The 12625-nt window shown below is 74.6% G+C and carries 12 protein-coding genes and 1 other RNA gene; 1 reads left to right on the top strand and 12 read right to left on the bottom strand.

Annotation, left to right across the window (positions count from 1 at the left end; all coding sequences use genetic code 11):
* Nucleotides 1-23: 23 nt before the first annotated feature.
* Together OF117_RS15555 and OF117_RS15550 are read right to left on the bottom strand one after the other, a co-directional pair.
* Nucleotides 24-770 carry a phosphatase PAP2 family protein gene (locus OF117_RS15555; RefSeq protein WP_263553754.1) on the bottom strand — a complete coding sequence of 249 codons (747 nt, stop codon included), beginning with the start codon at nucleotides 768-770 and terminating at the stop codon, nucleotides 24-26.
* Nucleotides 771-877: 107 nt separating this feature from the next.
* Nucleotides 878-3712, bottom strand: coding sequence for an aconitate hydratase (locus OF117_RS15550; protein ID WP_263553753.1), 2835 nt, complete (start codon nucleotides 3710-3712; stop codon nucleotides 878-880).
* A 254-nt stretch (nucleotides 3713-3966) separates the two neighbouring features.
* Between OF117_RS15550 and OF117_RS15545 the strand changes: the two genes are divergently transcribed.
* Nucleotides 3967-4656 carry a GntR family transcriptional regulator gene (locus tag OF117_RS15545; protein ID WP_263553752.1) on the top strand — a complete coding sequence of 230 codons (690 nt, stop codon included), beginning with the start codon at nucleotides 3967-3969 and terminating at the stop codon, nucleotides 4654-4656.
* Nucleotides 4657-4902: 246 nt separating this feature from the next.
* Here OF117_RS15545 and OF117_RS15540 read toward each other — a convergent pair whose 3' ends face one another.
* The 10 genes from OF117_RS15540 to OF117_RS15495 form a co-directional block, all read right to left on the bottom strand.
* Complete coding sequence (locus tag OF117_RS15540) at nucleotides 4903-5310, bottom strand: nuclear transport factor 2 family protein (protein ID WP_263553751.1); 408 nt, start codon at nucleotides 5308-5310, stop codon at nucleotides 4903-4905.
* Nucleotides 5311-5448: 138 nt separating this feature from the next.
* Nucleotides 5449-5583 carry a methionine/alanine import family NSS transporter small subunit gene (locus tag OF117_RS15535; protein WP_263553750.1) on the bottom strand — a complete coding sequence of 45 codons (135 nt, stop codon included), beginning with the start codon at nucleotides 5581-5583 and terminating at the stop codon, nucleotides 5449-5451.
* On the bottom strand, nucleotides 5580-7214 hold the full coding sequence (locus OF117_RS15530; RefSeq protein ID WP_263553749.1) for a sodium-dependent transporter: 1635 nt from the start codon (nucleotides 7212-7214) through the stop codon (nucleotides 5580-5582). The genes OF117_RS15535 and OF117_RS15530 overlap by 4 nt, the downstream gene beginning before the upstream one ends.
* An 86-nt stretch (nucleotides 7215-7300) precedes the next feature.
* Entirely contained in the window at nucleotides 7301-7519 is a 219-nt protein-coding gene (locus tag OF117_RS15525; RefSeq protein ID WP_263553748.1) for a hypothetical protein, read from the bottom strand.
* Entirely contained in the window at nucleotides 7519-8454 is a 936-nt protein-coding gene (locus OF117_RS15520; protein ID WP_263553747.1) for an alpha/beta fold hydrolase, read from the bottom strand. Before OF117_RS15520 ends, OF117_RS15525 begins: the two co-directional genes overlap by 1 nt.
* A gap of 183 nt (nucleotides 8455-8637) precedes the next feature.
* Nucleotides 8638-10278 carry a LuxR family transcriptional regulator gene (locus OF117_RS15515; RefSeq protein WP_263553746.1) on the bottom strand — a complete coding sequence of 547 codons (1641 nt, stop codon included), beginning with the start codon at nucleotides 10276-10278 and terminating at the stop codon, nucleotides 8638-8640.
* A 109-nt stretch (nucleotides 10279-10387) separates the two neighbouring features.
* On the bottom strand, nucleotides 10388-11128 hold the full coding sequence (locus tag OF117_RS15510) for a hypothetical protein (RefSeq protein WP_263553745.1): 741 nt from the start codon (nucleotides 11126-11128) through the stop codon (nucleotides 10388-10390).
* Complete coding sequence (locus tag OF117_RS15505) at nucleotides 11125-11406, bottom strand: hypothetical protein (protein WP_263553744.1); 282 nt, start codon at nucleotides 11404-11406, stop codon at nucleotides 11125-11127. Before OF117_RS15505 ends, OF117_RS15510 begins: the two co-directional genes overlap by 4 nt.
* 370 nt (nucleotides 11407-11776) lie before the next feature.
* Nucleotides 11777-12153, bottom strand: a transfer-messenger RNA (tmRNA) gene (ssrA, locus tag OF117_RS15500).
* 219 nt (nucleotides 12154-12372) lie between these two features.
* Nucleotides 12373-12525: a hypothetical protein gene (locus OF117_RS15495; protein WP_263553743.1), complete on the bottom strand. Its 153-nt coding sequence runs from the start codon at nucleotides 12523-12525 to the stop codon at nucleotides 12373-12375.
* Nucleotides 12526-12625: the final 100 nt, after the last annotated feature.

Below are 12625 nucleotides of genomic sequence, written 5' to 3'. Positions count from 1 at the left end.
TCCCGCGAACCGATAGGCGGAACCTACCGGTGTGGTCGCGAGGGGTCCCCGGCGGCGGATGCCCGCGATCGACCGCCGCGGCGGCTCCCCCGTCCGACGGGCCGGTCCGCCGGCGCGAGCGCGCGGATGCAGGTCCACAGCCAGGCGGAGGCGAAGAGCACGCTCGCCGCGACGTCGGTCGGCCAGTGGGCGCCCCGGTAGAGCCGGGAGGTGGCGACGGCGAGCACGACCACGCCCGCTCCGACCACGACGACCCTGCGCCACCGCGACCGGCTGACGAGGTAGACCACTGCTGCGATGCCGCCGTACAGGCACAGGGACGCCGCCGTGTGCCCGGACGGGTAGCTCGAGGTCGGCGGCAGTTGTGCGTCGAGGTGCGGCACCGGCGGACGCTCCCGGTCGATGATCGAGGAGACGGCGAGGAAGACCACCAGCTCGCCGATCAGGGCCGCCGCGAGGAGCCGCACCGGCCACCAGCTGCGCAGGAGGGAGCCGGCGACCGCGGCGGCGACGACGCCGGCGCCGATGACCACGCCGGTCGACCCCAGGTCCGACACCACCCGGGAGGGGGTCGCCAGTTCCTCGACCCGGTTCTCGGCGAACCAGGAGGTGAGCCGGCCGTCGGCGACCTCCACGTCGGTGTCGGCCTCCGGCCCCGACACGAGCCATCCGGCTCCGAGGAGGAGCCCGAAGAGCACGGCGAGGACGGCGGACATCTGTGCGGCGATCGCCCAGCCACGGCGCCGTCCCGGACCGATGGGATGGGCCATGCCGGGAGCGTCCTCCCTGCGGGTCACCGGCGCAGCCCTCGCCGACCGGACCGCGAGCGCGACGGCGCCGGCACGAACCCCGGAAGCGACGACGTCCCGGTTCCCGGTCAGGGGGCCGGGCTTCCCTGCTCCGCCCCGAGCAGGTTCCGCACGACGAAGCGCATGATCCCGCCGTGCCGGTAGTAGTCGGCCTCCCGCGCGGTGTCCAGGCGGACCCGGGCGCGGAACGACCGCCCGTCGGCAGACACCGCCACGGTCGCCGGCCTGCCGCGCAGCGCCACCGCCTCGGCCAGGCCGCGGATGTCGAAGACCTCGGTCCCGGTGAGCCCGAGGGTGTCGGCGTCCTCGCCGTCGAGGAACTGCAGCGGGAGCACGCCCATGCCGACCAGGTTCGATCGGTGGATGCGCTCGAACGACTCGGCGAGCACCGCGCGCACGCCCAGCAGGGCCGGTCCCTTGGCGGCCCAGTCCCGGGAGGATCCGCTGCCGTACTCCTTGCCGGCCAGCACCACCAGCGGGACGTCGAGCTCGCGGTAGGCGAGGGCGGCGTCGTAGACGGAGGTGACCTCACGGGTGAGCAGGTTCTGCGTCCAGCCGCCGACCGTGCCGGGCACGAGCTGGTTGCGCAGCCGGACGTTAGCGAAGCAGCCACGCATCATCACCTCGTGGTTGCCGCGGCGCGAGGCGTAGGTGTTCAGCTCGAACCGCGACACCCCGAGGCCGGTCAGGTACTGCCCCGCCGGGGTCTGTGGCGGGATCGCCCCGGCCGGGGAGATGTGGTCGGTGGTCACCGAGTCGGCGAGCTTGACCAGGACCCGTGCACCGGTGATGTCCCGCACCGGCGCGGGCTCCGGGGACATGCCGTCGAGGTAGGGCGGCCGGCGCAGGTACGTCGAGCCGTCGTCCCAGGCGAAGGTCTCCCCCGCCGGCGCGTCCAGCCCCCGCCACCGCTCGTCGCCGGAGAACACGTCGGCGTAGGCGCGGGTGAACATGTCCGCGTCCAAGGTGGCCGCGATGACCTCCTCGACCTCGCGCGAGCCGGGCCAGATGTCGCGCAGGTACACCGGTTCCCCGTCGGAGCCGGCGCCCAGTGGCTCGGTCATCAGGTCGACGTCCATGGTGCCGGTCAGCGCGTACGCGATGACCAGCGGCGGGGAGGCGAGGTAGTTCATCCGCACGTCGGGGTTGATCCGGCCGTCGAAGTTGCGGTTCCCGGAGAGCACCGAGACGACGTTCAGGTCGTGCTCGGTGACCGCGGCGGACACCTCGTCGATCAGCGGCCCGGAGGCCCCGATGCAGGTCATGCAGCCGTAGCCGGTCAGGTGGAAGCCGAGCAGCTCGAGGTAGGGCGTCAGCCCCGCCTCGTCGAAGTAGTCGGTGACGGTCCGCGAGCCGGGCGAGAGGCTGGTCTTGACCCACGGCTTGGCGCGGAGCCCCCGCTCGACCGCGTTCTTCGCGAGCAGCGCGGCGGCCACCATGACCGACGGGTTCGACGTGTTGGTGCACGAGGTGATCGCCGCGATCGCGACGCTGCCGTGGGCGAGCTCCGCGGTCCGCCCGGCCAGGGTGACCGGCACCGTCCCGGCGGTCCTCGCGGACACCGGCTCGTCGGGCGCGGGCATCGCGGGCAGGCCGGCAGCCGGGGTCTCGGAGTCGACGGCCGGCGCATCGCTGGCGGGGAACGACTCCTGCGACGCCTCGTCGACCCACGACGTCACGGCGGCCTCGCTGGGCGCCGCATCCAGCGCGACGGCCGCGGCGAGCGCGGACCGGAACTCCTCCTTGGCCCGGTCGAGACGGACCCGCTGCTGCGGCCGGCTCGGGCCGGCGAGGGACGGGACGACGCCGGCCAGGTCCAGCTCCAGCAGCTCGGTGTAGCGGGGCACGACCGTGGGGTCGTGCCACAACCCCTGCTCCTTGGCGTAGGCCTCCACGAGGGCCACCCGCTCGGCCGGGCGCCCGGTGAAGCGCAGGTACCGCAGCGTCTCCTCGTCGACGGGGAAGAAGGCGCAGGTCGAGCCGAACTCCGGGCTCATGTTGGAGATGGTCACGCGGTCGGCCAGCGAGGTCTGCGCGACGCCGGGGCCGTAGAACTCGACGAACGTGCCGACCACGCCGTGGGCGCGGAGCACCTCGGTGAGCGTCAGCACCAGTTCGGTGGCGGTCGCGCCCTCCGGCAGGGCGCCGTGCAGGCGCACCCCGACGACCGGCGGCAGCAGCATGGAGAGCGACTGGCCGAGCATGGCCGCCTCGGCCTCGATGCCGCCGATGCCCCAGCCGAGCACGCCGAGCCCGTTGACCATCGTGGTGTGCGAGTCGGTGCCCAGGCACACGTCGGGGAAGGCCCGGCCGTCGACGTCCATGACGACGCGCGCCAGGTGCTCGACGTTGACCTGGTGCATGATTCCCGTCCCCGGTGGGACGACGGCGACGTTGCGCAGCGTCGACTGCCCCCAGCGCAGGAACCGGTAGCGCTCGCCGTTGCGGGCGTACTCGATCTCCACGTTGCGGGCGAACGCATCCGGGGTGCCGAACGCGTCGGCGATCACCGAGTGGTCGACGACGAGCTCCGCCGGGATCGTCGGGTTGACCAGCTCGGCGCGGCCGCGCAGCACGTGCGCTGCGTCGCGCATGGCGGCGAGGTCGGCCAGCGTCGGGACGCCGTTGGTGTCGTGCAGGAAGATCCGCGACGGGCTCAGGTCGACCGCAGCGCCGGCGGATCGGTCCTGCCCCCAGGCCAGCAGGGACTCGACCTGCTCGGCGGTGACCCGTACGCCGTCCTCGTGCCGCAGCAGGTTCTCCAGCACGATCCTCAGGCTGATCGGCAACCCGGCCGGGACGATGTCGCCGAGCCGGTGGATCGCGTAGCGCCGCTCCCCCACCGCGAGCTCCCCCGCGGTGCCGAAGCTGTCGCGCGCGACGACGGGGCCGTGCGTGCTCATGCGAGTCGTTCCTCCTGGGATGCGTACCGGCGGCGGGTGGCACGTGTCGTTGTGGCTGTCCGGGACGACGGTGGCGCCGAGGCTGTGCCAAGCGCTCGCCTGAGGGCTCTAACTTATAGGCTACGAGCATCGTCGGCCGGACGGCTAGACCCCGGCGGCTCGGGCGCCGGAGGAGCGGATCGTGCTGAGGAGATGCTTTGGTCATCGGCCCGGCCTGGCTGGGTAGGCTATAGGCCGCACGGCAGGAGGTTCGGATGACCGCGTCCGCACGGCTGTATGCCACGAAGAGCGACTTCGCTTACAGGGAGGTTCGCGACCTGATCCTTTCCGGCGAGCTCGAGCCCGGCGCCGTCATCAACCAGGAGCTGCTCGCCCGCCGGATCGGCATCAGCACCACGCCGCTGCGCGAGGCGCTGCGCCGCCTCAAGGAGCAGGGCCTCGTCGAGCTGGGCGCGCACCGCGACGCGCGGGTCACCCCGCTCGACGCCGAGGAGGCCCGCGACCTGCTCGAGGTGCGTCGCTCCCTCGACCCGCTGGCCGCCTCCCTCGCCGCCCAACGTCGCACCCGAGAGGACACCGCGGAGATGCGGGCCGGCCTGCACGGACTGCGGGCCCTGCCCAGCAACCCGACGATGGAGCAGCTCATCGCGCACCGGCGCTTCCACGAGGCCGTCTACCGGGCGTCGCACAACGCGCGGCTCGTCGAGATGCTCGACGGCCTCTGGGACACGGCCGACCGCTACCGGCGCCACGGGGCGCAGGTGGAGCGCAGCGCAGAGGAACGCGCGGTCAAGGACCGCGAGCACGAGCTGCTGTTCGAGGCGATCGTCGAGGGTGACGCCGAGACGGCCGCGGAGATCATGCGCACGCACATCGAGACGAGCCTGGGAGCCAAGTCGGCCTGGCGGCTCGCCAAGCCGCACGCCGGCACCGACCGGTCGTGACCGCTCGGGACGTCACCGCGGCCGGTGGGCCGGGCCGGCTCGAACCCCCGCAAGAGCACCACGACCGGCGCGGGGCAGCGCGACAGCTCCCTGACGTCGGTGGGGTCACCTTCGGTCCGGGTGATCAGTTCTGGTCCGGCGACGACGGCGTCGTCGTCCTGCCGGCATCGGCCGCCGGGAGGTCCGCGCCCGGAGCGACGTCCGCGCCTCGCTGTTCACGTCGTCGCGCGTGCCGGCAGGACCGGATCACCCCCCGCGGTCCGCAACCGTGTCCGCGTGTCGGTGGGCGACCCTCCACTCCGCGTCCTCGCGGCGGTAGATCTGGGTCGCGCGGAGGGAGTAGGTCCGGGGTTCGCCGTTGACGGACGCCTGCGTGTGCTCGTAGCCGACGGTGTAGGCCATGTCACCGATCACGTCGGCCGCGACGATCTCGTACGTGTAGGACGTGCAGTCGGAGAAGCCCTTCGCGAGCTCGGTGAACAGGGCCCTGACCTCCTCCTGCCCGCCGGCGGAACTCCAAGCGCCCAGCACGGTGACCGGTTCACGGCGGGACCAGATGGCCAACCGGGGAGCGGCGTCCCCGTCGTGCAGGGCGCTCTCCGCGTCCCTGAGTCGGGATCCCACCCACGCGAGGAAGTCGTCCAGTTCGCTCATCGTCAACCTCCCGCCCAGACCGCACGCGCCGAGCCGCTGGCGTCCGGGCCCCGCCGCAGGGGGTGTCGGACGCCGGGTGGCCGCAGCGCTCTCGTGGGACACGCTCCCGGGTCGATGCGTTTGGCGTCGGCCGCCGGGTCAGCGGTCCCGGCGCGGGTTCTCGGCGCGGTCCTCGACGGCGCCGTGGCGCAGGAGGCTGGCGACGGCCAGGGCGAGGCCGCCCCAGATTACGGCCATCGCCACCAGCATCATCACGATCGCGCTCGTGCTCATCGCCGTCGCCCCTCCTCGTGCCCGGTTGCCGGGCGATGTCGGGCGGTCGGGCCCGTCACGGGGGCCGCGTGCAACGGCGCCGCCGGATCGGAGCCGGGTGGCGGCCCGTCCAGGTGGGTGCCGGCGCGCCACGGCAGCCGGGCGAGCAGGAAGCCGATCAGCGGCAGCGCCACGACCATCCCCCAGCCGAACACCAGCAGCAGCCAGCTGGGGTAGTCCTCGTAGGGCGCGGCCAGGTCGTCCCGCAGCGCGAACACGAGCACGACGGCCAGGCCCGCCGGGGCGACGAGGCTCGTCAGCACCCGCCAGCCGACGCCGACCCGGGGCCGGCCGTGCACGTTGAGGTGCTCGCCGAGGCCGGTCAGGGCCCGCACCGCCCAGACGACGATCAGCATGCTGACCAGGGCCACGACGAGGATGCCGTACTGGTTGACGAAGTGGTCGACGACGTCCAGCACGTAGACGCCGCTCGTCGTGGTGAAGAGCACCAGGCTGAGCACCGCGGCGGGGACGCCGACCGCGAGGGTCGCGGTGAGACGGCTGGTGTCGAGCTTGTCGCGGACGGCGGAGATCACGACCTCGATCACGCTGACCAGCGAGGTGATGCCGGCGATGACGAGCGACCCGAAGAACAGGACGCCGATGAGGGCGCCGGCCGGGGCCTCGCTGATGATCGTCGGGAAGGCGATGAAGGCCAGGCCGATCCCGTCGCTGGCGACCTCGCCGACCGCGACCCCGCCTGCCTGGGCCATGAAGCCCAGGGCGGCGAACACGCCGATGCCGGCGAGCAGCTCGAAGCCGGAGTTCGAGAAGCCGACCACGAGGCCGGAGCCGATCATGTCCTCGCGGCGGCCGACGTACGAGGCGTACGTGATCATGATGCCGAAGCCGATCGACAGCGAGAAGAAGATCTGGCCGAACGCGGCGGCCCAGACGGAGGCGGAGGCGAGCGCCGACCAGTCGGGCGTGAACAGCGCGTCCAGGCCGCCAGCCGCGCCCGGCAGCAGCAGCGCCTGCACCACGAGCGCGGCGAAGGCGAGCACCAACACCGGGATGAAGACCAGCGAGGTGGCGCCGATCCCGCGCTGGACGCCGAGGGCCATGATCAGGAGGACGGCCAGCCAGACGAGCACGAGGGGCACGACCACCCCGGGCACCACGTCGACGGTGACCTCGACGTCCCCGACCTGGAGGAACTCCCCGAAGAAGAACGCCTCGGGGTCGGCGCCCCAGGTCTCGTCGAGCGAGAAGAGGGTGTACCGCAGCGCCCAGGCGATGACCGCCGCGTAGTAGACCGCGATGACGAAGCAGATGGCCACCTGCCACCAGCCCAGCCCCTCGGTGCCCCGGCGCAGCCGGGCGAAGGAGAGCGGTGCGGAACCGCGGTGGCGGTGGCCGATCGCGTAGTCCAGCAGCAGGAACGGGATGCCGGCGCTCAGCAGCGCCACCAGGTACGGCAGCACGAAGGCGCCGCCGCCGTTCTCGTAGGCGACGTAGGGGAACCGCCAGATGTTGCCGAGCCCGACCGCGGAGCCGATCGCCGCCAGGATGAAGACGCGCCGGGAGCTGAACGCGCCGCGGCGGCGCTCCTCGTCGGCCTGCCCCGCGGCTCGCCCCGCCGTCGTGCTCATCCGACCTCCTGCGTCGTGATCCGCCGAGCCTTCGCCCACCCGGCCGACCGGTCGACGTCGCGCCGTCGAGAAGAGGATGGCAGGACTCAGGCCGCGCGGCTGCCGGAGGCTGCGTCCAGGGACGGGGGGACCAACCCGAGCCGGCGGTGGTCGCGGATGCGGAACTCGTACCCATCGGTCGCCATGATCTTGTGGACGTCCCGGCCGGGGAGGTGCAGCAGGTAGAGGTAGGCCGGCTCGTGCGGCCGGAACCCGTCACCGGGACGGCCACGCGCGGTTCGGCCGGACCCTCGCGCCGGGACCATCAGGCCGGCACGTGCCGGCGCAGCGGCCGGGCCAGGGCGGCCCGCAGGGCCGGGACGGCGGCGTCGGGCCGCTCCCAGCAGGGGTCGTCGCGCACGTCCTCGACGACCTCGAGCGGCCAGCCGAACCGCGTGGCCGCCGCCTCGGCGATCCGCAGCCGGTTCTGCAGGTCGTGGCGTCCCCAGATCATCGACACCGGGACCGGGATCCGGGCCAGGTCGCGACGGCGGAGCGGGAACATGCCGAAGGCGGTCGCGAAGGCCAGCACCGCCGAGCGGGCGCCGCGCTGCCGCACGCCCGCGAGCGCGTAGTCGGCGAACGGGTCCCAGCGCGGCCCCAGCTCGCGCCGCATGCCGTCGAAGTCGTACATGCACCGGCCGACGAAGCGGTCCAGGCTGCGCACCGTCGGGTGGGCGAGGTAGCCGGCGAGCGCCGCGGCGAACGACACCGCCGGCCGGCTCATGGCCAGCCCGGTCGAGTCGACCAGGACCACGCGCTCCACCGGTCCGCCGTCGATCGCGTGGCGCAGCGCGAGGGCGCCGCCGGCCAGGTGGCCGACGAGCGCGGGCGGCGCCGGGCAGGTCTGCCCGATCAGGTGCCGCAGCCAGGACAGGAAGCGCTCGGCGTCCAGCGGCCCGTCGCCGGGCAGCCCGGAGGCGCCGTGGCCGGGCAGGTCGGGCACCACGACCCGGTGGGTCGCGGTGAGCGGGGGGACGACGCGGCCCCACAGAACGGCGAACTCGCCGGGGCCGTGCAGCAGCACGACCGGCGGGCCATCGCCGCCCTCCAGGACGGCGGTCGGGATGCCGGCGGCCTCGAGCCGCCGCTCGGTCAGCGGCAGGTCGCGGATCGTGTCCGCGCGGATGCCGGCGATCGTGCCCGCTCCCGCGGCGTCGCCGCCGGGGCCCGTCCGGCCGGTCGTGTCGGTGGCGCGCATGACGGCCTCCTCCGGTCGTGCTCGTGTTTCTCGGACGCCGTCGACGCTAGGGAGCGCGACCCGGTGCCGGCATCGACCAGGACGACCAACCGTGCCGGCCCGGGCGTGGTCCGAACGGGCCACGCCCCGCGCCGGACCCGCGCGGGGGCGCGGCGGACCCGTGCCGCGCGGGAAGGGCGTCGGTCAGACGAGGTCGTGCTGCACGGCGAAGGCGACCGCGGCCGCGCGGGAGGAGACCCCGAGCCGGGCGAAGACGTTCTGCAGGTGCCGCCGGACCGTGTGCTCGCTGAGCACCAGGGCGTCGGCGATCTCGCGGTTCGTCTGCCCCTGCGCCACCAGCCGGAGCACCTCCAGCTCCCGGTGGGTCAGCCCGCTGGGGCGCTCGGGTGCCTCCGGCGCCAGCCGCGCGGCGACCCGGGCCAGGTCGTCGACCGCGCCGAGCTCCTCGAAGGTGTAGCGGGCGGCGTCCCACTCCAGCAGCGCCCCGTCGGCGTCGCCGAGGGCCGAGCACATCTCGCCCAGCAGGATCCGCACCCGGGCCGCCTCGTAGGGCACGCGCAGCTCGCGCCAGGCGTCCCGGGCGCGGGCGAGCACCGCCCCTGCCTCCCGGGTGGCCCCCTCCGCCAGCAGCACGGTGCCCACCGCGGTCGTGGCGATCGCCCGCGGCCACTCGCCGGGCTGCTCCCGGGCGAGCGCGTCCAGCTCGTCGGCGGCCGCGCGGGCAGCCGCCGGGTCGCCGGCGGCGCAGCAGACCTCGATCGCCGCGGCGAGCAACGGCCAGCGGTCGGCCGCGGACGTCGCGGTCGCCAGCGCGGCGTCGACCGCGGAGCGGGCCTCCGCGCCGCGCCCCTGGGCCAGCCGCAGCAGGAGCATGCCGGGCTGCGGCGAGTGGCCGTGCTGGCTCGCCCGCCGGTAGCAGTCCTCGGCGTCGGCGTGCCGGCCCAGCCGCCGGAGCAGCTCGCCGGTCTCGTACCAGGCCATCCCGACCGCCGGCTGGCCGGGCGGATCGGCCAGCCGCTCCCGCGCCCGGGCCACCTCCTCCATGGCCTCCGGCCAGCGGCCCTCCAACGCGAGCACCTGCGCGCGGTGCACGAGGCACTGTCCCCGGTAGGGCACGAGGTCGGGCTGGGCGGCGCACCACCGGCTGAGCACGCCCGTCCACTCGCGCGCCCGGTGCAGGTCGAGGGCCTGGTGGCAGGTCACGACCACCGCGCAGTACACGATGCCGACGGTGACCGGCGAGACGTCGTCCGCCGTCACGGCGACCATCGCCTCGTCGAGGAGGCGCAGCCCGGTGTCGCGCCGGCCCCCCGCGATCATGGCCTGCCCGCAGCCGCAGACGCCGAAGGCGGTGACGTCGGGGTCGTGGAAGCGCCGGCCGATGGCGATGACCTGGTCGAACACCTCCGCCGCGGCCTCGCTCTCCCCGGCGCCCAGGTGGTGCAGGGCCATCGCCGCCATCAGCAGGCCCTGCTCTGGGCACGGCGGGTTCCCCGCCTCGGCCAGGGTGCGCTCGGCGCGGGCCAGCCAGCCGCCGCCGCGGGCCGGCTCGCCGCGCAGGACCAGGGCGAGGGCCAGCCAGAACGCGGTCCGCGCCGCGCGGCGGGCCTCGCCCGCCTCGTCCAGCCGGTGCACGAGGCGCTCCATCGCGTCCTCGTGGGCCTCGTCGTGCCCGCTCAGGTAGGCCGCCAGAGCCAGCCGCTCCAGGTCGTCGGCCCCCAGCTCGCCGTCCCGGTCGGCGGCGCGCAGCGCGTCGTAGGCCCGCGCCCACTCCCGGGCGGCCACCGCCTCCCGCGCCGTCGTGAGCTTCTCCGCGAGCGTCATCCGTCTCCCCACCCCATGGAACCGCCGACCGGCCCGGCCGGTCCAGGGGTGCGGGCCGGGCTCCGGCGGATCGTGCGGATCCGCCGGAGCCCGGCCCGGAGTCCCGACGTCAGCCCAGCCCGGCCGGGACCGGCGGTCGGGCCGCCACGGTGCCCACCAGCGGCAGCAGGCCGACCACCAGCGCGGCCGCGCCCACGGTCAGCGCCGCGCCGAACGGGAGGAAGCGCGCTACCGCGGTCACCGCCAGCGCGCCGACGACGAGCGCGGTCATCGCCCGCCCGAGCACCCTGGCGCGCACGACGGCCCGTGCCGCGCAGGCCATCCCGACGGCGAACACCGCCGCCGAACCGAGCAACACCGGCCGGAACCAGGGGTCGAGCTCGATCAGCACCGCCTCGGCGTCGGCGCCGGCCAACGAGGCCGCCAGCACCGCGATCTCCATCGCGGGCAGCAGCGCGAACAGCGTGCTGCCGACGACGACGAACGGCACCACGCGCCCGCTCCACCGCCACTCGCCCCGCTGACGCAGCGCCGCCGTGACCGCGAGGAACGCGAGCGCGACCAGCGCCGAGCCGACGGCCGCGACGAGGTGGGCGACCGACCACCGGATCGTGGACGCCTCCAGCGCGACCGCCACGTCGTGCTTGTGCCGCAGGTCGGCGATGAACGGGTGGTAGAGGATGCCGCCGAGCAGCACGAGCGGTCCCACGGCGACGGTCGCCGCACCCAGCAGCCGCCGCGGACGGCTCCACGAGCCCGGCCCGAGGCCCCGGGCATGCCCCGCCGAGCGCATCGACGGCGACGGCCGCGCGGTGGGGCCCGGCCGTCCCGGGGACGTGGTCGCGGTCATGCCGGCACCCCCGTCACGCAGCGGTACACCGGCCAGAACTCCACGGGCGGCGGCGGGCCCTGCGCCCCGGCGGCGCGCAGCGCGGGGGCCAGCTCGTCGCGGACGAACCGGCGTCCCTCCTCCTCGCTGTCGAACACGTCGATCACGCGCCAGCCGCCGTTCGGGCCCGGCCCGGCCAGGTGCACGCTGCCGCCGATCGGCAGGCGCCGGCCGGCCGCGACCCGCTCGTAGATCTCCTGCGAGCCGTGAGGGTTGTCGATCATCATGACGACGGACATCGGTCGCCTCCTGGGGTCCGGGCGTTGTTCCTGACGCCCTGGACGCTAGGAATCCGGGCGCGGCACCTCATCGCCCGAAGCGACCAACCACCAGCGGCCGCGGCGTGGTCGGATCGGACCACGCACCGGTGCGGCCGCCGGGCCGGGCGCCCGCGCTGCCCGCCCGCCGCGACCTGCCCGGTGATCACCGCCAGCTCGACGACGCCCAGCCCGCCGGGGGTGACCGCTCACAACTCCCGCCGCCGCGGCGCCGTGCACCCGCCGCACGCGTAGCGGACATGGCGAGGGCTGGGGGCACCGCCGTGCGCGGTGCCCCCAGCCCATGTCGCCAACCGAGGTGCCGGCTGTTCGCCAGGACACCTCTGTCTGTCTGTGGAGGTGGCGGGAATCGAACCCGCGTCCTTCGACGCATGTCCAGGGCTTCTCCGAGCGCAGTCCGCTGCGTCTCTGCTCGGCCCCACCGATCACACGGACGAGTCGGTGTGACGGGCCCAGTCGCTGTTCGATGTCCCGCGCGCGCCCGCGACCGGCACGCGCGGTGAGTCATCTAGCTGATGCCAGGATCCGGGCCGATGACGAACCCGGGCTGACAGAGTTGCCTACGCTGCTATCAGGCAGCGAGGGCGAACTCGCGCTGACTGGAGTCGGCGCTTGTGTTGGTTCCGACGCGTGGTTAACGAGCTCATCGTCGGCTTCCTCGGCTCGCTTCCCCTGGGCACCCGACCGAAGTCGAGACCAATCACCCCCTGTTCAGTTGTGCAGTCAGGGTAACGGGCCCCGCCGTCCGGATGTTCCCCCGCCGGGGTGACGCGCGGCCCGTGCCGACGACGTCCCATCGGACCCGGGATGCTCGCGTGGGCCGGCCGGTCCGTGGCCCGCGGACGTTCCTGCGGGAACGTCCTCGAGACACGGTGCACGGGGTCAGCGGCCCGGTGACCGGGCGCAGCCCGGCGGCTGGTAGGGCGCTCAGCCGTCGGGCTGCGCGTCCTCCTCGGGCTCGAAGGTGCCGCCGTCGTCGGACTTGCCGAGCTCCACGCCGGCGGCACGCCCGGGTTCGGACGAGCGGGGCGCAGGCGATTCGTCGTCGTCCGGGGTCGGACCGTTCGGTGGTGTCGTCATCGCGGGCCCTCCGTCGTCCGTTCCGCTCCGGGCTCTCGCGCCGACGCACGCGGCGTCGGCCTCCCGGCGACGATCCCACGGTGCGCTGCTCGGCGGAACG

It is taken from the genome of Geodermatophilus sp. YIM 151500, assembly GCF_025716945.1.
Taxonomy (GTDB): Bacteria; Actinomycetota; Actinomycetes; order Mycobacteriales; family Geodermatophilaceae; genus YIM-151500.
Note: the sequence above shows the minus strand (reverse complement) of the source record. Positions and strands in the feature narration are given on the sequence as shown.